Origin of the sequence: Frankia sp. Hr75.2, assembly GCF_949319125.1 — a bacterium.
Lineage (GTDB): Bacteria > Actinomycetota > Actinomycetes > Frankiales > Frankiaceae > Parafrankia > Parafrankia soli.
Genome location: NZ_CASGGV010000077.1, coordinates 14085 through 33515, shown reverse-complemented (window position 1 = coordinate 33515; position 19431 = coordinate 14085). Strand labels below are relative to the sequence as shown.

17 protein-coding genes are annotated in these 19431 nt (G+C 70.5%); 10 read left to right on the top strand and 7 right to left on the bottom strand.

The features are described 5' to 3' along the window. Positions 1-32 precede the first annotated feature (32 nt). A complete protein-coding gene (locus tag AC559T_RS07675; RefSeq protein WP_498868253.1) occupies positions 33-953 on the bottom strand; it encodes a phenylalanine 4-monooxygenase in 921 nt (306 codons plus the stop codon). 117 nt (positions 954-1070) lie between these two features. Continuing rightward, positions 1071-1199: a hypothetical protein gene (locus tag AC559T_RS07670; RefSeq protein WP_255565684.1), complete on the bottom strand. Its 129-nt coding sequence runs from the start codon at positions 1197-1199 to the stop codon at positions 1071-1073. Between AC559T_RS07670 and AC559T_RS07665 the strand changes: the two genes are divergently transcribed. Both AC559T_RS07665 and AC559T_RS07660 read left to right on the top strand, forming a co-directional pair. Continuing rightward, the gene (locus AC559T_RS07665) at positions 1198-2454 is read left to right on the top strand and encodes a cytochrome P450 (RefSeq protein WP_498868252.1); all 1257 of its coding nucleotides are present in this window, start codon (positions 1198-1200) and stop codon (positions 2452-2454) included. The two genes, AC559T_RS07670 and AC559T_RS07665, sit on opposite strands and share 2 nt — an antisense overlap. Then, positions 2447-3451 (top strand): VOC family protein, encoded by a 1005-nt coding sequence (locus AC559T_RS07660; RefSeq protein ID WP_498868251.1) that lies wholly within the window; start codon positions 2447-2449, stop codon positions 3449-3451. The genes AC559T_RS07665 and AC559T_RS07660 overlap by 8 nt, the downstream gene beginning before the upstream one ends. A gap of 33 nt (positions 3452-3484) precedes the next feature. On the opposite strand, the gene AC559T_RS07655 is transcribed toward AC559T_RS07660, so the two are convergent. Both AC559T_RS07655 and AC559T_RS07650 read right to left on the bottom strand, forming a co-directional pair. Further along, positions 3485-4390 (bottom strand): Dyp-type peroxidase, encoded by a 906-nt coding sequence (locus AC559T_RS07655; protein ID WP_498868250.1) that lies wholly within the window; start codon positions 4388-4390, stop codon positions 3485-3487. A 113-nt stretch (positions 4391-4503) separates the two neighbouring features. Further along, positions 4504-4884: a VOC family protein gene (locus AC559T_RS07650; protein WP_112106067.1), complete on the bottom strand. Its 381-nt coding sequence runs from the start codon at positions 4882-4884 to the stop codon at positions 4504-4506. Positions 4885-5057: 173 nt separating this feature from the next. On the opposite strand from AC559T_RS07650, the gene AC559T_RS07645 reads away from it, so the two are divergent. Then, the gene (locus tag AC559T_RS07645; protein ID WP_498868249.1) at positions 5058-5870 is read left to right on the top strand and encodes an effector-associated domain EAD1-containing protein; all 813 of its coding nucleotides are present in this window, start codon (positions 5058-5060) and stop codon (positions 5868-5870) included. Between the two features lie 73 nt (positions 5871-5943). Here AC559T_RS07645 and AC559T_RS07640 read toward each other — a convergent pair whose 3' ends face one another. Next, a complete protein-coding gene (locus AC559T_RS07640; RefSeq protein WP_498868248.1) occupies positions 5944-6078 on the bottom strand; it encodes a hypothetical protein in 135 nt (44 codons plus the stop codon). Positions 6079-6118: 40 nt separating this feature from the next. After that, entirely contained in the window at positions 6119-6613 is a 495-nt protein-coding gene (locus AC559T_RS07635) for an MEKHLA domain-containing protein (protein ID WP_498868247.1), read from the bottom strand. Positions 6614-7142: 529 nt separating this feature from the next. Here AC559T_RS07635 and AC559T_RS07630 point away from each other — a divergent pair. The 5 genes from AC559T_RS07630 (at position 7143) to AC559T_RS07610 (ending at position 15497) form a co-directional block, all read left to right on the top strand. Then, positions 7143-9305 (top strand): ATP-binding protein, encoded by a 2163-nt coding sequence (locus AC559T_RS07630; protein ID WP_498868246.1) that lies wholly within the window; start codon positions 7143-7145, stop codon positions 9303-9305. 13 nt (positions 9306-9318) lie between these two features. Beyond that, positions 9319-12621 carry an ATP-binding protein gene (locus AC559T_RS07625; RefSeq protein WP_498868245.1) on the top strand — a complete coding sequence of 1101 codons (3303 nt, stop codon included), beginning with the start codon at positions 9319-9321 and terminating at the stop codon, positions 12619-12621. Positions 12622-12625: 4 nt separating this feature from the next. Next, entirely contained in the window at positions 12626-14419 is a 1794-nt protein-coding gene (locus tag AC559T_RS07620; RefSeq protein ID WP_498868244.1) for a YwqJ-related putative deaminase, read from the top strand. Beyond that, entirely contained in the window at positions 14416-14766 is a 351-nt protein-coding gene (locus AC559T_RS07615) for a toxin-antitoxin system YwqK family antitoxin (RefSeq protein ID WP_498868243.1), read from the top strand. Before AC559T_RS07620 ends, AC559T_RS07615 begins: the two co-directional genes overlap by 4 nt. A gap of 62 nt (positions 14767-14828) precedes the next feature. Further along, entirely contained in the window at positions 14829-15497 is a 669-nt protein-coding gene (locus AC559T_RS07610; RefSeq protein ID WP_498868242.1) for an endonuclease V, read from the top strand. A gap of 87 nt (positions 15498-15584) precedes the next feature. Here the strand turns inward: AC559T_RS07610 and AC559T_RS07605 are convergent, their stop codons facing one another. Continuing rightward, a complete protein-coding gene (locus tag AC559T_RS07605) occupies positions 15585-16226 on the bottom strand; it encodes a DsbA family oxidoreductase (protein ID WP_498868241.1) in 642 nt (213 codons plus the stop codon). Positions 16227-16927: 701 nt separating this feature from the next. On the opposite strand from AC559T_RS07605, the gene AC559T_RS07600 reads away from it, so the two are divergent. After that, positions 16928-18034: an LLM class flavin-dependent oxidoreductase gene (locus tag AC559T_RS07600; RefSeq protein WP_498868240.1), complete on the top strand. Its 1107-nt coding sequence runs from the start codon at positions 16928-16930 to the stop codon at positions 18032-18034. Further along, complete coding sequence (locus AC559T_RS07595; protein ID WP_498868239.1) at positions 18031-19401, top strand: LLM class flavin-dependent oxidoreductase; 1371 nt, start codon at positions 18031-18033, stop codon at positions 19399-19401. Before AC559T_RS07600 ends, AC559T_RS07595 begins: the two co-directional genes overlap by 4 nt. Positions 19402-19431: the final 30 nt, after the last annotated feature.

The following is a 19431-nucleotide window of genomic DNA, read 5'->3' as shown; positions in this document are numbered from 1 at the left end:
GGTGCGAGTGCGCCCGTGGCGTGATGGGCCGGTCAGTCGACCGCGGCCGCGCGAAGCCCCGAGATCAACGTGTCGTCACAGCCGGCGAAGAAGCCGCCGACGACGTCCTCGATCTGGCCGAAGGATTCGGCCGAGTACAACACCGGCTGGTATCTCGTGATGTCGTAGTCGGTGGTTCCCATGGCCGTGACGTCCAGCGGGCGGACGTTCACGGAGCGGAACTCCGCCATTTCTCCGTACGAGGAAAGGATTCCGGCGCCGTAGGCCTTGAGCTCGCCGCCCTCGTAGACCGTGCCGAATTCCAGCGTGAACCAGAAGACCTTGGAGATGAACTGCAGCGTGTCGGCCGACTCGGCGCGGCGGGCCGCCTCGCCGGCCGCCCGGTACAACGCGGCGAACCGGTCGCTGGCGAGCGCGTTCGCGTGCCCGACGACCTCGTGGACGACGTCGGGTTCCGGCGTGTAGAAGGGCACCGTGTGGTACCGCAGGTACTGGGTGGCGTGGAAGACGCCGTCGGCGAGCGAGCCGTAGAACTCCCGCAGCCCGACAAGCCCGGCCGCGGGAACGTAACGGAAACCGGTCAGCTCGCTCAGCGGCCCGCTCACCTCGTCCAGCTGCGGGATCCGGTCGGCGGGCAGGCCCAGCCGCGCCGCGCCGCGCAGGAACTCGGCGCAGGCACAGCCGCGGTAGGCCAGCGCCAGCTCACCGGTGACCAGCCGCCAGAGCGCGTGCTCGGCCTCGGTGTACGCCACCCGTGGAACGGGCTGTCCTGGTCTCCACCGCAGGGCGAGCTGGGCGATCTGGTTGCGCCGGGCCTGGTATTCGCGGTCGGCCGCACCCGGATGGGAGCTGGCCAGGCGGACTTCGACCTGCCCGTCCGCCTTTTCGACGACAGGGGCGAAATACTGCGTCTCCTCGAACACGGCCACCTCCTCCGCCGGGGTAGTACCCACGGCCCAGGACACCACCCGCTCCGCGGGGTCGCAACCACACCGCGCGGTGTGGCCCCGGCCGGGGCTGTGAGCACACATATCGGGCGGGCGGCAGGCGCCGGTCGGGCGGCACGTACGTCACGTTCCGGGCGCGACCGCGGCCGTCGCGGGGGCGGCGGCCGCCCCGGTCACTCTGGACCGCTCGGCACCGACGACGTAATCTTCGAGCGCGATCGCCGCGTACCGGTACCGGTGGGGAGATTCCATGTCGTATGACTCGGCAGCGGTAAGCGGGGAGCGCGCCGGACCACCCGGCGAAACGATCGATGACGACTGGTGCCGGAACCAGTTCGATCACCTGTCGCAGGAACTCGTCGACAACCTGTACCCGGCCCTGACGCGGATGCGATCGTTATGTCCGGTTACCCACAGTGACCAGTATGGCGGTTACTGGGTCGTCACCAGGTATGACCACGTCCTGCGGGTTGCCCAGGAATGGGAGACCTTCTCCTCGGCGTTCGGGCTGACGGTTCCGCCCAGCCCGATCGCGACGCGGAACCTGCCGGTGGAGATCGACCCACCGCTGCAACGTGAGTTCAAGCGGTTGATCAACGCCTACTTCACGCCGAAGGCCGTGCTGCCGTGGGAGCCGCGGACCAGGGCGTTGGTGAACCGTCTGATCGACGGTTTCGTCGAGCGCGGCGAGTGCGACTTCATGGCCGAGTTCGCCCGGCCCTACCCGGCTCTTTCCTTCTTCGACGTCGCGATCGGCGCACCCGCCGACCAGATCGAGCGGGTCGCCTATCTGGCCTCGAAGTCCGGCGCCCCGAAGGATCCTGACGCGGCGGCGTGCTGGCGTGGCCTGTCCGAGTGGATCAACGGCTTTCTCGACCAGCGGCGGCGTGAGCCACCGCGCGGCGACGTCGTCGACGCCGTTCTCAACGCCGAGATCCAGGGCCGGCCGATCACGCATGAGGAGATCATCGGCACGGTGCAGCTGCTGATCCTCGGCGGGCTGGAGACGACGGCCGGCGCGCTCGGGCAGATCATGCTCCGGTTCTGCCGCCAGCCGGAGATCCCGGCCGCGCTGCGTGCGAACCCCGACCTGCTGCCACAGGCGGTCGAGGAACTGTTACGCCTGGACGGCCCGTTCGTCCAGATCACCCGCACCGCCATGCACGACACCGAGATCGACGGCCATCAGATCAGGCAGGGCGAGAAGGTCATCATCTACTGGGCCTCGGCGAACCGGGACGAGGACGAGTTCCCCGCCTCCGACGAGTTCGACCTCGACCGGAAGATCAACCGGCACATGGCCTTCGGAGTGGGGCCCCACCGCTGCGTTGGCTCCAACCTGGCCCGGATGAACCTGCGCATCGCCCTCGAGGAGCTGCTCAGCAGGCTCCACGACCTCCGGCTGCAGGACGGCGCCGAGATCCACTTCCATCCGACCGTGAACCGGGCGCCGGTCGCCGTTCCGGTCACCTTCGCCCCCGGTCCCCGGCTCGGCGCCCATGGCTAGCCCGCCCCGCGCGGGCCTGCCGACCTCGCGCGGCATCGAGCACCTGAACATCACCGTCGCCGACCTCGACGAGGCGACCGCGTTCTTCGTGGACGTCCTCGGATGCCAGACGCTGTACACGATGGGCCCGTTCGAGGGCCGCCGCGGCCCGTTCATGCGGGTCATCGCGAACGCCGACGTCCGTTCCGTCGTCCACCACGTCCGCGTGCTGCGCAGCCCGTTCCTCAACATCGAGCTGTTCCAGGTGAGTACGCCGCGCCAGCGGCCGCTGTGGCCCGACCTGCTCGACATCGGCGGCTGGGGCCTGGTGGCCGCGGTCGCGGACGTCGACGCGGCCACCGACTACCTGCGCGGCAAGGAGCTCTACGAGCTCGGTGCCGGCAGGTGGATGACCTCGTGGGGCTTCCACTTCGAGGTTGTCGCCTCGCCGGCTCCGGCTCCGGCCTGGCCTCCGGGCCCCGGGGCGCTGCCCGGGTTCCGCGGCTTCGAGCGGATGCACATCACCGTCGCCGACCTCGACGAGGCGAGCGCCTTTTTCGAGGGCGTCCTCGGTTTCGAGCGGGGAGCGGACCTCTCGCCCTGGCCGCGGGGCGGCCCCGAGGGCGGGCTGCGCGCGTTCGCCAACGTCGATGCCCGGGCCAGGCCGACCCGGGCGCGCTCCCTGCGCTCGCCGCACCTGGCGGTCGAGATCATCGAATGCCCGCCGTACCCGGGGCAGAACCAGAGCTGGCCGGCGATGTTCGACATCGGCGGGTGGCACCTGGCGTTCTACGTCGACGACATCGACGCCGCCTTCGAATGGCTGACCACGCGTGACGTCCACATTCTCGGCCGGAAGAAGCCGGCGTACCTGTTCGAGGCCGGCGACGAGGCGTACACCATCCACTGCCTCGCGCCGTTCGGCCTCTACGCCGAGCTGGTGACCTATCCCCACGGGCGGCACCTGGCGGCGGAGCACGCCGGCCCCGCCTGGCACCCGGCCTGGCCGAACGGCTGAGCCGCCGGCCCGGTCGGGCTGCCGGGAGTTCGGTCAGCCGTCCTCCTCGGGCGCGTACCTCGCCAGGGACGGCACCGCCGGGATGAAGTAGTAGGCGCCGGTGACGGGCGTCGTGTAGCGGGTGAGCGCGTCGCGCAGGCCGTCGTCGCCGCCGGCCATCCGCCGCAGCATGATCTCCAGGCGTCGTTGCTCGCTGCTGAAACCGACGAACATGGTGCCGTGGTCGGTGACCGTGCCGAAGGCGGTGTTCCGGCGGAAGATCTTCAGCTCGGCGCCGTCCTCCTCGACGACCGTCCGGGAGACGTGCGAGGTCGGCGGCATCACGTCCTCGTCGAGCTCGACGCTGTCGGCCTTGGTGCGGCCGATCACCCGTTCCTGCTCCTCGACGGGGAGCTGCTGGAAGCTGTCGGAGTCGTGCCGCCACTGCTGGACCAGGACGACACTGCTGCCGGCGCCCGCGCCCTCCGCCACCACGGCCACGCCGGCCGCGTCGAGCAGCGACGGGTTCTCCGTCCCGTCGATGAACCCCGTCAGGTCACGGTCGTGCTGGTACAGCCAGCCGGTGACCTCACTGGCGACCGTCGCGATCGTGGCCAGCGCGGCGACGACATTCCGCGTGTTGTTGAAGACGGCGGTGCGGTCACCTCCCGCGACCCAGACCCACGCGTCATGCTGGGTCGTGGGCATCTGGAACCCCTCGATGCCCACGACCGGCTCGGTGAAGCTGTGAACCCCCGGTGGCATTCCATCGGGCTCGACGAGCGCCCACAGCTCCGGGCGGAAGCCCACGACGAGGTTGACCCCGCCGCCGGTCGACAGCGGGCCGGTCAGCGCCGCGACCGCCTTCACCAGCTCCGCGGCTGACGCGCCGTCACGAAGGTCGAACTCGAGGTAGCAGTGCTCCGGCGTGCCGAGCCCGAAGATTCCCGTCTGCGTCACCAACCCAGCCTTTCCCGTCCGCGGCCCCGTGGCCGCACGCCCCATCCTCGTCGACTCCGCCAGTGGAGGAGACAGCCGACCGGCCCCGGAGGTGCCGAGGACCGGTGAGCCCATCAACCTCCGTGATGGACGGCCTCGATGTTGTGGCCGTCGAGATCGCGGAGGAACACCGCGTAGTAGCCGGGGTGATACTCCGGCCACTCGCGTGGCGCGTGAAGCACCTCGACGCCCGCGCCGAGCGCGGCCTCGTGGACGGCGTCGACGGCCTGCCGGTCAGCCGCATGGAACGCCAGGTGCAGCTCCCGTGCCTCGGCACGCGCCGCAGGGCTGAGCCAGAAGGCGGGCACCCCGTCAGGACCGGCGAGCCCGACGACGGCGGACCCCTCGAGCGGGATGCGCATCGCCTCGCGCATCCCGAGCGGGGCGAACACCGCGAGATAGAGGGCGAGGGAGGCCTCGACATCACCGACCTGGACACCAACGTGATCAAACATGGGCACACCGTAGCCACGGCCTACGACAGCTTCGGCCCTCGCGCCGCGGCCGGGCGCGGTTGGCCAGGTCAGGGGCTCGTCCTACCTGTGACGCTTGAACCTGGTGCGGAAAATCGGCGAAGGTGCCCTGCGCCGGCGACGATGACGCCACGGCGTGGTGCCATCCTGGGCGCGTGGTCAACGGGCCCAGCGGCCAGGCGCCGCTCGTGGAACTCGCCGACGAGCTGGCCAGGATCTACGCGGAACCGGCCGTGGCCCGCCAGCTCCTGGAGCGGGCCGGTCTCGACCGAAGCCGCCAGCCACCGTGGAGCAACACGCCGCGTGAGTTCTGGTACGAGGCCGGAAAGCTGCTCACCGACGGCGCCACGGTGGACGGCTGGGACCGGCTGATCGCCGAGGCCCTCGCCGACTACCCAGGCAACAGGGTCCTCCACTCGGCGGCCGGCGCCACCGAGCTGCCGCGGCGCATCCGGCCGGGTGCGCAGCTGCCGACCCCCGGAGACGGGCCGGTCGAAACCGCCATTGGCGCGGACGACGTCGTCGCGAGCGCGCCGCCGCCGCCGGCACCACGCCGATCACGCCGATCACGTGGGTGTGGTCGAGTCGTCGTCACGGTCCTCGCCGCCGGTGTGGTGGCGGTCGTCCTGGTCGCGGAGGTCGCCTTCGGCGGCGACAATCCGGACACGTTGGGTTCCGCCGCCGCGGGGAAGCGGTGCGCCCTGGTCCGGGAACCTGTGTCCGACGTGTTTGGCGGCGCCGGCGGCCAGGGGCACATCAAGGTCAAGTACGCCGGCGACCGGGTCGTACTGGTCGAGATCCCGCAGCGCATCCAGGACGGTGCCCGCTGGGCCGCCGTCGCGCTTCCCGACCGGGGTGACAGCCGGACCGGCGTCGGCTGGATGCGTGCCGACGACCTCACATCCACGTCCTGCGAGGGACCGCCGGCACTGCTCGGCGCGGACAGCCCACCGCTCCCGTCCGGTTGACCCCATCCGCCGACGGGCCGGCCCTGCCGATGGACGGCCGTCCCACGAACCGTGTCAGGAGCGATGCCCACCGTCATCGCTGGTGATGCGACGGGTCCGGGGTGCGCGGCGGGTCCGCCGGCTCGTCCTGCGGATGGATCTGCAGCGGGTCACCGAAGACGGCGGTCAGCGTTGTCATGATGGCGTCGATCTCGGTCAGGGCGATCACGACCGGATCGGCGTCGGCGGGCGGTGGCCCGAATCGTCCGTCAGGCGTCGGTCCAGCCGCGGATCAGGGCGGCCTGCCCACATGGAGCACGCCCTCGTGGTCCAGGAGGTTCCAGATCGTCGTGTCCTCGATCCAGAAGCGGCGTCCCGACCTGGCCGTGCGTTCGCCGCGGTAATCGCTGGCGTACCCCCGCAGCAGGACGCCGTCCATGAGCCGCCGGCGCTCGTCCCGGCCGGCCGGCCGGCCGGGCGGACAGCCGGGACGGCATCCCGACGAACTCGTCCCAGGTGTACTCGAAACGCTGCTGCGCGGTCTTGTTCGCGTAAACGAAAAGTGGGTCGGTCGACGCGTCGTGCGCGAGCAGCCCGAACGGAGCGGCGTCGTAGAGCCAACGAACGGCATCCCCTCCGGTGGCATCCCCTCCGGTGGCATCCCCTCCGGCGGGATCGCCGCCCGGCAGCATCGGCTCACCGAGAAGACGCTGATAGCTGTCGGTCAACAGCTCGGTGAACGTGCTGTCGTACGGCCCGATCACCGAAGATCCCGCCGGCCGCCGGACCGCCTGGCCACCGAGCGGCTTCCGATCTGTGTCGGGTATGTCTGTCTCCCACCCCTGAATCGTTGAACGCGGTCAACCCGGCGGATGCCGCTCGGTGGCGGCCCGGCCCTTCTGCTAAGCCGACCTCCTGCTATGCCGACCTCAGCTCCACCCTGCCAGCCGACCGACGATGGTCACGCCGGCATGGCGGTGGAGGACGCCCTCGTCCTTGCCGAGGCCGTCGGCGCCGCGCGCGCCACCGGGGACCGGTCATCTGCGCTGGGCCGGCAGGTGAGCCATCCTCGGTTTTCAGCGAGCTGCGCCGAGTCGGCGAGCGCATTTCCGCAGGTAGACGAGTACCGGCTACAGATCTGCGACGAGGCCCGGCTTGATGCTGCACGGGCCCATTACACATGTGGTGTGAACAGATGTAACGTTCATCTGTCCACGGCATCCCCAGGGCATGTGCAGAGACCTCCTGGGGACGTCGACTACTGCCGATTCGGGGGAACAGGCAGGTGACCCGGTGACCGCACCACAGGCCAACGCGCCCAGCGAAGAACTCATCGCCAGAATTTTCAGTCCGAACGAACGCTGGGGCTGGGAATATGCGCCCCCGCATCCCGCGACGGCGCACCACGAAGCCTTCCAACCGCCGTCGCGGATCCAGGTTCCGGTGCCCGACCTGCGGGCGCTCGAGTTCCGCAAGCGACAGTTGTCAGGGAAGATCTGGCGGCCGATCGTCGGCGGTCTGTTCCTGCTCGGCGGGCTCGGGACACTTGCCGGATCAGTAGGCGGCCTCGGTCCTCTCCTCATCGGCTTCGTCCTGCTCGCCTGGTATTTTGTACCGATTCAGACGGTCAGCAATCAAATGAAGTCCATCCAGGCGGGCTACCAGGCGGAGATCGCCCGCCGGGAGCAGGACTACCAGGTCGCGTACGCCTCCTGGCAGCACCGAATCCAGCAGCACGACCAGGCCGAGCAATATCGGGTCGGGTCGGCGCTGGAGTTCTACCCGTTGGATCCGCGGCGCCCGGCACGGATCGACGTCTTCGGTGGCACCGGCGCCGGCTGGACAAGCCTGCTGGCCACCGGCGGGACGTCGCTGCTCGCGGGTGGATCCGGAATTCTGCTGCTCGACCTGTCGGAGCTCAGCGTCGGCGCCGGTTTGGTCATGTTGGCCAACAACGCGGCCACGCCGATCCCGGTCGACGTCCGGGAGCTGCCCGGCTCGCTGGAACGGATCGGCCTGCTCGGGGAGCTCGACCTGCGGCAGGTCGCCGAGCTGCTCGCCGACGCCTTCGACGCGGACCGCCGGGGCGGGGGTGACCAGAGCCTGCGCGCGATCGACTTCAACATCCTGCGCAGCGTGGCCTCCTCGATTGAGGCGCCGCTGACCTTCGCCCGGCTCGCCGCCGCGTTGCGCATCCTCGACAACCAGAGTTCGGCCGTCGGCGAGGGCGTGTTCAGCGACTACGAGGTCCAGGCGCTGCAGCAGCGAATGTATGACCTCGGTCAGCGGGAGCGCACGGCCGACCAGATCAGCTTCCTGCGCACGGAGTTGGAGACGCTCGCCGGCTCCGACCCCGCGGCGGCCGATGTCCCGCCGGCCGCGCCGTCGGCCTGGTGGCCGGGCGGCGGGCTGCGGGTGCTGGCGACGACAAGCTCGGGACGCGGCAGCTCCAAGCGGCGCAAGCTGCTCACCGACCGGATTCTGGTCGAGCGGTTGCTGCACCAGCTGCGCAGCCACGAGCGCGCCGCTTCCAACGACGTCGTCGTGATCGCCGGCGCCGACCACCTCGGCCGGGAAACACTGACGACGCTGACCCGGCAGGCGGAGGTCGCCCGCGTCCGGCTCGTCCTGCTGTTCAAGAACCTCAGTGACGACGCGGAAAGGCTGATCGGCACCGGCGACAGCGCGGCGATCTTCATGCGGCTGGGTAACGCCCGGGAGGCCTCAAGCGCGGCCGATCACATCGGTAAGGGCTTCCGTTTCGTGCTCTCCCAGGTCACCAACCAGATCGGCGACAGCTTCACCGAAGGGTTCGCCAACAGCTACGGAGAGCAGGACGGCACCGCGTTCACCCGGGGAGAGGGCCGCACCAGCGGTTCCGGCCCCGGCGGCGGAAGCAGCGGCCGGAACTGGAACCAGTCGAGCACGACGTCGCATTCGTCGACGTGGACCAACACCGTCAACGTCTCCAACACGGTGAGCCGGAACCTCAGCACGACTCTGCAGCGGGAGAAGGACTACACCGTCGAGCCGACCGTGCTGCAGAGCCTGGCCGCGACCGCGTTCATCCTGGTGGGCACGTCCAGCGGTCCCGGTCGGGTCCGCCCCGGTGACTGCAACCCAGGTCTGTTGCTGCTGCCCAAGGTCGCGGACAGTCCCCGGGACCTCACCGCGGCGCCGCACACCCACGAGGCGGGGGACCCGAACCAGGGCGGCGCCACCGCCACGCACCCGGGCCCGGTGCCACAGCGAGAGTTCCAACATCAACTGCCGCCGGGGTACTCGCACCCTCAGTCGGGCTATCCGCAGCAGCAGCCGGGCTATCAGCACACTCAGCCGGCCTATCCGCAGCAGCAGCCGGGCTACCCACCGTCGGGCTACCCACCGTCGGGTTACCCGCAGCAGCAGCCCGGCTATCCGCAACAGCCGCCACACACCTGGCCGGGACAGCAGTAGCCGGGGGGCAGGAATGCTGGACGGTTTCCGCTTCCACAGGCTGCTTTCCGCCCCCCGCCCGCCGGACCCGTCGCAGCGGCCCGACCCGGCGCCAGCCCAGCTGTTCGCCGCGCTCATCGCGGCGCACGCCGACCTGACGCAGGACGCAGACGTCGACGTCGCTCCCCACCCGCGTGCCCCGGACCAGGTTCCCGCGGTGGCGGCCGGCACGGCTGCGGCCAGGGCGCCGGGTACGGCTGCGGTCGCGGTCGCCTGGATGCGGGTGCCCGGCGACCCACATCTGCGGATTCTGGTTGGCGGGAACCCGTACTTCCCGGCGGCGGGCACGGTTGCGTCCGCCGCCGTGGAAGGCGTGGCGGTGCCGGTGCTGTACCCGCCGGGCAGCACCGGCGTTCCGGTCGACACGGCCGACCTCGTGGCGGCACTGGCCGGGTTCCCGTGCTGGCTGCGGTGCGAAGGGACGGCCGACGCCCTCTGGGGCACAGCCGCCGGCAGCGGTGCCCACAACGGCAACGGCAGCGGAGCCCGGCACGGCGACGGGCCGGCCCGGCACGGCTCCTTCGACGACTACGCCGCCCACCTGCCCGGCGCCTTCGCCTGGCTGGTCATCGGGCAGCCGGTGCCCCCCGGGATCGTCGACACCGAACGCGGCGACCTGCTGCGCATGATCCCCTTCCTGCGCCAGCGGGAGCGAGACGAACACGCCCGTCTCGAGCTGGAACGAGCCGAGGCCCGCTACCGCGAGCTGACCCGTTCGACAGCGACCGGAATGTGGGACGTGCGGGTGCTCGTCGGTGCGCCGACGAGCACAGCGGCGCGACTGACCGCCGCGCTGCTGTGCGGCGCCGGAGACCTCGACGATCTTCCCTACCTCCTCACCCCAGCGCGGGGCGGGCCGACCTCGTTGGCCGAGGCCCTTCCCGCCGGGCGTCCCGGGTTCGGGCCCGGCCCCGGAGGACCCGGCCCCGGCCGTGCCGGACCGGGAGGCATCGTCACGGGGCCGGCGGGCAATCCCGGGACCGGGCGTCCCGGCCCCGCCGTCGGCGGTCCGGCGACAGCCGGCGTCGACGCGAGCTTTCCGTTCCGCGCGGGCGGGGAGCTCCTCGCCGCGCTCGCGCGCCCGCCCAGGCGCGAACTCCCGGGGATCACATTGGTGACCCCGCACACCTTCGACGTCACCCCTGAGGGAGTCATCCAGGCAAGCCGGCCGATGGCACCGGCGGCGACCTTGAACGGGACGGCGCACAGGCTCGTCGGCGAGGCGGCGAGCCTCCCCGGGACGGCGGCCCGCCTCCCCGGGACGGCGACCGTGCCCGACGGCGGGCCTGTGCTCGGTCAGGTGCTCGACGCGGCCTGGTCGCCGGCGGGCGTCCTGCCCGTGCCGCGCTCGACGCTGAACCGGCACGGCTTCGTCAGCGGCGCGACCGGCTCCGGCAAGTCGCAGACGGTCCGATCACTGCTGGAGTCGCTGGCGCGGGCGGCGGACCCGGTGCCGTGGCTGGTGCTGGAACCAGCGAAGGCCGAGTACGCCCGGATGGCCGGTCGGCTCGCGGGCCACAGCGAGGTCATCGTGATCAAACCGGGGCGCCTGGACGCGCCACCGGCGGCCCTCAACCCGCTGGAACCGGAACCGGGGTTCCCGCTCCAGAGCCACATCGACCTCGTCCGCGCGCTGTTCCTGGCCGCGTTCGAGGCGCACGAGCCGTTCCCCCAGGTACTCGCCCGGGCCCTGACCGTCTGCTACACCGACGCCGGCTGGGATCTGGTGGCCGGCCGGATGCGGCCCGAGTACCGGCCGCGGTTCCGCGACGACGAACCGGCCGTATCCGTGCGGCCCCGCTATCCGACGCTCGGTGACCTGCAGCGCACCGCCGCCCGGGTCGTCGAGAACATCGGCTACGGCGCCGAGGTGACCGCGGACGTGCGCGGTTTCGTCGACGTGCGGATCGGCTCGCTGCGGGAGGGGACGCCCGGACGGTTCTTCGAGGGCGGTCACCCCCTCGACGTCGGCGCGCTCCTGACCCGCAACGTGGTCTTCGAGCTCGAGGACATCACCAACGACCAGGACAAGGCCTTCCTCCTCGGCGCGGTGCTGATCCGCGTCGTCGAGCACCTGCGGGTCAAGTACGGCAGCGCGGGGACGGGTGAGCTGCGGCATGTCCTCGTCGTCGAGGAGGCCCACCGGCTGCTCAGGAACGTCGAGAGCGGCCCGGCAGCGGCCGCCGTCGAGCTGTTCGCGTCGCTGCTCGCCGAGATCCGCGCCTACGGCGAAGGCGTCCTCGTCGTCGAACAGATCCCGTCGAAGATCATTCCTGACGTGCTGAAGAACACCGCGCTGAAGGTGATGCACCGGCTGCCCTCGGCGGAGGACAGAGCGGCCGTCGGCGCCACGATGAACCTGCGGGAGGAGCAGTCCGAGCTGGTCGTCGCGCTGCCGCCGGGCGTGGCGGCGGTAGCGGTCGACGGGATGGACCGTCCGGTGCTCGTCCGGATGACGCCGGGCTCGGATCGGGAGTCGATGGACGAAGCCAGCTACGACGGCGCGCCACTCGGCGGACGACGGAGCAATCTGTGCGGCGCGGACTGCCGGCGTGACGGCGCCTGCACGCTTCGCCAGATCAACGACGCGGCTCACCTCGCTTCCAGCCCCCGCCTGGTCATCTGGGTCGAAACGGTGGCCGCGTACCAGGTCATCGGCTTGGCCCATCTGCTCGGCCAGGCGCCACCGAAACCGGTGGCGCCGCTGTCCGGTGAGCTGCTCGCCCTGCCGACCCGGACCAGGGACTGCCTGCTCGCGCAGGCGGTGGACCGGGCGGTCGCCGCGCGGGCGACCCTGCTGCGCGGCCACGTCGATCCGGACGACTTCGCCGGCCGGCTCGCGGGCACACTCGCCGGACTGCTCGCCGGCACCGCGCAGGACGACGCCGACACCCGTCGCTGGACCGCCGGCTCATACCGCTACCAGGACGTCCGCCGGACCCTGAACGAGGCCCAGAGCGGCCCCGACGCCGACCGCCCCCACCCGGAGACGCCCGACTGGCGCCGCCGTGGGCTGTCACTGGTGAGCCAGACGGTGCCCGCGCAGTTCGCGGAGCTCCGCGACAGCGCCCACTACGCCCCCGGCGCGGACGCCGTGAGCCTCGGTGACCTGGCGACCAGTGGCCTCGCCGTCGCCGTGAAGACGCTTACCGGCGGGACGTCCAAGGAGCACCTGCGCGCGGCGCTGCGCCTGGCCTGCGGCGACGCCGACCTGGAGGCGCTGCACTTCCAGATCGCCGACCTGCTGGAGAAGTACGTCGCGGACGGAGGGCGCTGACCGAATGGCGACCGACGGCCCGACGACGACCGACACTCCGCCTCCTCCGCCACCACCTCCGCCGCCGGACACGTCCACCCGGGAGAAGGCCTCGGCCCTTGACGGCCGGGGCCTGTCCGGCGGCGCCGCTCAGGACGCCACGCGACCTGAGCACGAGAGCGACAGCGCGCGGACAGCCGAGCCCGGCACCCAGGACAAGATGAGTCCGCTCGACGGCGATCCCACGCCGCACGAACCGCAGAACACAGACCAGCAGAGTCCGGCGAAGCAGGACCGGGAACCACAGGGGCTGGAACCGTCAGGCCGCGGTCTTGAACCGACGCCCGAGTTCCAGTCCTACCTTGACGACCGCAAATCCGCCATCGAGTCGAGGTCCTCCGACCAGGCCGACCAGGCCGACCCTGTCACCGAGCCGACGACCCGGCCCGAGCGGGACGTCGAGTCCGAGCCACCGGTCCGGCCCGAAGCTGCGCCAGACATCCGGAACGCAACTGACGCGTCCGATGCATCCACTGCGCCGGGTACGCGAGGCGCACCCGATGAGCCTGCCGCCCGGGAGGAGCAGCCGGACGGGCGGGACCCAGCAGATGTCCAGAACGTCCCGGAGCCCCCGACAGCGCCCGCTTCCGGGCTCGGGCCCGACAGTCCGCAACCATCCCGCCAGGAGCCCGATGTCTCGGCAGGCCCGGGGGCCCCAGAGATTCCCGAGGCGACGGGGGAGGAGGCGGCAAGCTCCCCCGTCGCCGGCGACGACGACAAGGGCCACGAGCCCGACCCCGGCATCGATGCCGAAGCCCAGCCGGAACCTGAACCGGAATCTGAAGCAGAGCCCAGGCCGGAAGCCGAGCCGACACCGGAGGTCGAACTCGAACCCGAGCCGGAGACGGAACCCGAAAGACGTACCAGCGAGGGTCGGCAGGCGGACGCGGACGGCAATCCGGTCGCACGGGAAACTCCGGCTCGGACAACAGTGGACAACGACGCGGATGACCCCGGTGTCTCGAAACCAGAACAGACGGGTGCTCTCGCGGCCGAGGTGGATACGCCAACCGCCCAGGCCGACGGGCCCGCGACCGGTGATGTCCGGACGTCCGGCGACCAGCGGGATGCGAACGACAGGACCATCGACCCCGACGCGGTGTCGGTCAAGCCGGACGGTTCCCCGTGGCCCGAGTCCCCACTCAGTAGGATAGAACCGCTTCCGAAACTGAACGAGGCTGACCTCCAGCGCGGCGAGAACGGCCTTATCGACTCGGTCGACGGGACGCCCGTCCGCGACTACCTTCACGGACTCGCAGATGAACGAACGGAAGGATATCTTGACGCGCGGCGGGACGGAACCATACCGAAGGACCGGGTGGCACCCGTCACCTCCGTCCTCCTGGATACCCGCACCGGTCGTTTATATGAGGCCATCAACCAGGAGGCAGAGATTCCGACGGATCTTCACCCGATCCTTCAGGAGCGTCTTGACGGGCTCGTGGCTGCGGCAGGGGAGAACCCAGAGGCATACCAGTATCGCTTCGGTGAGTTGGGTGGATTCCCGCACCCGGATGTCGCGGGCCGTCATGCCGAGGTATTAAATGTCAGTCGCGCACTGTACGACCGGGAGGCGATGGGATATCAGGTGAGCGTCGAATCGCTCGGTGAAATGCTCTTGGATAACCGCTTCCCCTACCGGCCGGAGGCCAAGATGGCGGCTCCTTGCTGCCCTAACTGCACCGCCATCCTCGGCGGCGACGGTGGCGTGGAGTCCATCCCCGGAAAACTTCCGGTCGACGAATGGAGAAGACAGTGACTGAATCCGATCCGGTTCGTTCGGTGACGTTCGAAGACATCGACTACACGGACGACCTTTTTGTCGTATATGAAGACGAGCCTTACACCGGCGAGGTTGTCGCCTACTACCCGGACGGCCAGCTCCGCAAGATTGAAACCTATGGAAATGGTCGCCGAAGAGGACTGGAGCGTACTTTTTATCCCGATGGGACCCTCGAGTCCGAGTACTGGAATGTCGACGGGGGTCGCCACGGCGTCGGCCGTACCTGGTTCCCGAACGGTCAGCCGGAATCTGAGACACAGTACGATCATGCCAAAGTCGTCGAGAGGAAGCGCTGGTCCGAAGACGGGACCGAACTGAGCTGATCTACGTCCGGTTCGGTCGCGGGAGTTGACGTTCGGCAGCGCGAGGGGTTGCGGTGAGGCAGGTGGAGGACGCTGAGGCGCTGCAGGCTGAGCTGCGTCGGCTCGTCCAGGCTGACGTGCCCGGCCCCGACCTGATCACGACGACGGCTGGCTTTGACGTCGCGTACGACACCGACTCCGATCTGGTCGCGGGCGCGGTCGTCGTTCTCGCCGCGCCGGGCTGGGAGGTGATCGCATCAGCCACGGTGGTAGGTCGGGCGGCGTTTCCCTACATTCCGGGTCTGCTGTCGTTCCGGGAAATGCCGCCGCTGCTCGAAGCGTGGAAAACCGTTCTCCCGCAGTTGGCCGCGCCGCCAGATCTGTTGGTGTGCGACGGGCATGGCATCGCACACCCCCGACGGTTCGGACTGGCCTGTCATCTCGGTGTCACCCTGGACCTGCCGACGATCGGCGTGGCGAAGACCCCGTTTGTCGGCGACCACTCAACGCCTGGGCCGCGTCGGGGAGACCGAACGGCGATCATTCTCGACGGCGAGCCGGTGGGAGCCGCGCTGCGGACCCGTGACGGTGTCCGCGAGGTGTACGTCTCGGTCGGGCACCGCACCAACCTTGACTCCGCCTGCCGGTGGGTACTGGAGCTGTGCCCCAGGTACCGGCTGCCGGAGACGACCCGGGCGGCCGATCAGCTCAGCCGAAGGGCGCTCGCCGAAGCCCGGACCGCGTCTCGCTGAGGGAGCATGGCCGGTGCGGCCCGGCCGAGGGCGCACAGCAAACAGTTCGGCGACGCACCAGTTCGGATGCTGGCTCCCACCATCAGGTCAGGACGCGACCGGGGACGATGCTCGACGCAGGGCGTCCAGGATGGTCTCCACCGGCTGGGCGCCGGAGATGCCGTAGGTGCGGTCGACGGCGTAGAACGGCACGCCGCTGATGCCGAGCGCGCGGGCCTGGCGGATGTCGTCATGGACGTCGTCGGCGTGCGCGTCGCCGTCGAGGACTTCGCGGGTTCTGTCTGCCGGCAGGCCGGCTTCGGTGGCGAGTCGGACGAGCGTGTCCGTGTCGTCGACGGCCGCGCCGTCGGTCAGGGTGGCGCGCATCAACCGTTCCTGCGTCGCGCCGGCGAGGTTGTACGTGGCGGCGAAGTGGATGAGGCGGTGCGCGTCGAAGGTGCTGGCGGTGACGGCCCGGTCGAGGTGGTAGGTCAGGCCTTCCTCGGCGGCCAGTGCGCTGACGCGGTCGTTCATGGCCCTGGCCTCGGGCGGGGTGACGCCGTACTTGCGCGCGAGCATCTCGGAGGTCGGGATGTTCTCCCCGCGTGGCTGCGTCGGGTCGAGCTGGAAGCTGCGCCAGACGACCTCGACCTCGTCGGCGTGCTCGTACCGGGTGAGTGCCTTCTCCAGCCGTCGCTTGCCGATGTAGCACCACGGGCAGACGATGTCGGACCAGACTTCGACCTTCATGGTGCCTCACCTTACTGCGACGCAACCGGCCGCGGCCCGTGCGCTCCCTGGGCATCGTCGGAAGGGACCCGCGGTGCTCGGCGGGTACCTCGCCGGGAACATGGGGAAGGATCAAAGGCGACAGGTATGCGGCATTGTGTTCGGTCGGGGCCGGCGCTGCTTTCCGCCGGATGGGATTCCTCTTCGCAGTCAAAGAGGAGAAACATTTCGGTAGTAGTTCAGTAGTAATCGGTCCGGTGGTTGACGGTGCTTACGCCACGATGCGACGCTCGGCGGGTCCGGTGGTCCGGTGGTCCGGTGGTCGGAATGCCGGCAGCGTTCGCGTGAGGAAAGCCCCGAGCGGGCAGACACGCGGTGCCGTGGCGAGCACTGGCGGTGTGGTCGGGGCCGTCCGATGAATGGCCAGGTGCAAACTCGGGCGGGTGATGGCACGGCGGGGAGGCCGCGGCGGCTGACATTCGGGGCGTTGCTGCACGGCTCAGGTGGGCACATCGCGGCCTGGCGCCATCCGCTCTCGCCGCCGGACGGGCAGCTGGACCTGCCTTTCCACATCCGGCTCGCCCGGACGCTGGAACGCGGCACCTTCGACGCGCTGTTCATCGCGGACGTGGTCGCGATCTGGGGCCACGACCTGGACTCCCTGCGGCGCACCGCGCGCCGACCACTTCGAGCCGCTCACCCTGCTTGCCGCGCTGTCAACGGTGACGGAACGGATCGGCCTGGTAGCGACCGCGACCACCACGTACAACGAGCCCTTTCACATCGCCCGCAAGTTCGCCTCGCTCGACCATCTGTCGGGAGGCCGCGCCGGCTGGAACGTGGTGACCTCGGTCGTCCCGTTGGAGGCGGGCAACTTCGGCCGCGACACCCACCTCGACCATGCCCTGCGCTACCGGCGGGCGGAGGAGTTCGTCGACGTCGTCCGTGGTCTCTGGGACAGCTTCGCCGACGGCTCGGTCGTCCGCGACCGCGCCCGTGGCATCTACTACGAGCCCGCCGGGCTGCGCACCCCGCACCATGCGGGGGAGCACTTCACGGTCCGCGGGCCACTGAACATCTCACGGCCGCCCCAGGGCAGCCCGGTGATCTTCCAAGCCGGGTCGTCCGAGACCGGCAGGGACTTCGCCGTCCGCCACGGCGAGGTCATCTTCACGGCGCAGACATCGTTGCCGGGCGCGCAGGCGTTCTACGCCGATCTCAAGGGACGGGTGGCGGCGCACGGCCGCGATCCCGACGACGTCCTGGTCTGGCCGGTGCTCGCCCCCTACGTCGCGAGCACCGAGGCCGAGGCCCGGGACCGGCTCGACGAGCTGCAGGAGCTGGTGCACGACGACGTCGCGCGCCGGCTGGTGCAGGACAACATCGGTGACCTGGATCTTTCCGGCTACCCGTTGGACGGGCCGGTCCCCGACGTCGGCGTCACCAACCGCAGCAGGAGCAGGCAGGAACTGCTTCTGGACCTCGCCCGGCGGGAGAACCTGACGATCCGCCAGCTGGCACTGCGGTTCGCCGCGGTCTCCTCGGTCGTGGGCACGCCCGAGACGGTCGCCGACCACATCGAGCGCTGGTTCCGCGCCCGGGCGGCCGATGGCTTCAACGTCAGTTTTCCCTATCTGCCCGGCTCGGCCGAGGACTTCGTCGACCACGTCGTGCCCGAGCTGCGCCGTCGCGGCCTGTTCCGCGCAGAGTACGAGGAGACCACCCTGCGCGGGCACCTGGGCCTCCCGCGGCCCCCGACCCGTCCGTCCGGGCGGGCTGTCGCCGAGAGCGGGCGGGCTGTCGCCGAGACCGAGCCGGCCGCGCGATGACCGCCTCGTCGCCGGAACGCCCGCGCCCGCGCCAGCTCCATCTGAACGCGTTCCTCAAGCCGCCGGGGGAGTTCCTCGCCGCCTGGCGGCACCCGGCCACAGTGGCCGACGCGGGTGTGAACATCCGCCATGTGATCGAACTGGCGCGCACCGCCGAGCGGGCGAAGTTCGACGCCGTGTTCTTCGCGGACCTCGTCGGAGTGCCGTTCGCCGACCAGGAGGTACTGAGCCGGGTCTCGGTCGTCAACGACTCCTTCGAGCCGACCACGCTCATCGCTGCCCTCGCGACGGCGACCAGCCGGATCGGGCTGATCGCGACCGCCTCCACCACGTACAACGAGCCCTACCATCTGGCGCGCACCTTCGCCTCCCTCGACCACATCAGCGGCGGGCGGGCCGGCTGGAACGTCGTCACGTCGCTCAACGACGCCGAAGCGCAGAACTTCGGCCTCGAGCGGCACCTGGACCACGAGCTGCGCTACGCGCGTGCCGCCGAGTTCTTCGACGTCGTCACCGGCCTGTGGGACAGCTTCGACGACGACGCGTTCCTCCGCGACCAGAAGACCGGCATCTACTTCGACGAGGCCAGGCTGCACCGCCTCGACCACCGCGGGAAGCACTTCGCGGTGACCGGGCCGCTCAACATCCCGCGGCCGCCACATGGCCGTCCGGTGATCGTGCAGGCCGGCTCGTCGGACGCCGGTCGCACGCTGGCCGCCTCGGTCGCCGACGTGGTGTTCACCCACCATCCCGACCTGGCGGGCGCGCAGGCGTACTACGCCGACCTGAAGGCGCGCACCCAGGCGGCTGGCCGGAACCCGGACGAGGTGGTCGTGCTGCCCGGCCTGTCGACGGTCGTGGGCCGCACGATCAGCGAGGCCGAGGACAAGCTGGAACGGCTGACCGCGCTGCTGGACCCGCGCGTCGCGCTGGCGGACCTCGCCTACTGGCTCGGTGGCGTCGACCTGACCGCCCATCCGCTGGACGGGCCGCTGCCGGACCTGCCGCCCTCCGACCAGAGCCGGAGCGCCCAGCGGCACATCGTCGAGCGGGCCAGGGCCGGCGGCCTGACCATCCGCCAGCTCGCCCACCAGCTCGCCCGCGACACCAGGACCATCGTCGGTACCCCGGAGTCGATCGCCGACCACATCCAGGAATGGTTCGAGGGCCGCGGCGCGGACGGCTTCAACGTCGTCTTCCCCTATCTCCCGGACACGCTCGACGACTTCGCCACCCTGGTGATTCCGGAGCTGCGCCGCCGCGGCCTGTTCCGTACCGAGTACACCGGCCGCACATCGCGCGAGAACCGCGGGCTGTCTCGCCCGCCCAGCCGCTGGTCCGCCCTCCAGGCACGGTCGCTCCGGTGAGGCTTGCACGCGATCGAGCTCCAGATGTCC

What these genes read in the sequence shown, in the direction of transcription:
- AC559T_RS07650 (WP_112106067.1), bottom strand. Translation starts at nt 4,884, where the DNA reads ATGTTTGATCACGTTGGTGTCCAGGTCGGTGATGTCGAGGCCTCCCTC.
- AC559T_RS07660 (WP_498868251.1), top strand. Translation starts at nt 2,447, where the DNA reads ATGGCTAGCCCGCCCCGCGCGGGCCTGCCGACCTCGCGCGGCATCGAG.
- AC559T_RS07670 (WP_255565684.1), bottom strand. Translation starts at nt 1,199, where the DNA reads ATGGAATCTCCCCACCGGTACCGGTACGCGGCGATCGCGCTCGAAGAT.
- AC559T_RS07625 (WP_498868245.1), top strand. Translation starts at nt 9,319, where the DNA reads ATGCTGGACGGTTTCCGCTTCCACAGGCTGCTTTCCGCCCCCCGCCCG.
- AC559T_RS07665 (WP_498868252.1), top strand. Translation starts at nt 1,198, where the DNA reads ATGTCGTATGACTCGGCAGCGGTAAGCGGGGAGCGCGCCGGACCACCC.
- AC559T_RS07620 (WP_498868244.1), top strand. Translation starts at nt 12,626, where the DNA reads ATGGCGACCGACGGCCCGACGACGACCGACACTCCGCCTCCTCCGCCA.
- AC559T_RS07605 (WP_498868241.1), bottom strand. Translation starts at nt 16,226, where the DNA reads ATGAAGGTCGAAGTCTGGTCCGACATCGTCTGCCCGTGGTGCTACATC.
- AC559T_RS07595 (WP_498868239.1), top strand. Translation starts at nt 18,031, where the DNA reads ATGACCGCCTCGTCGCCGGAACGCCCGCGCCCGCGCCAGCTCCATCTG.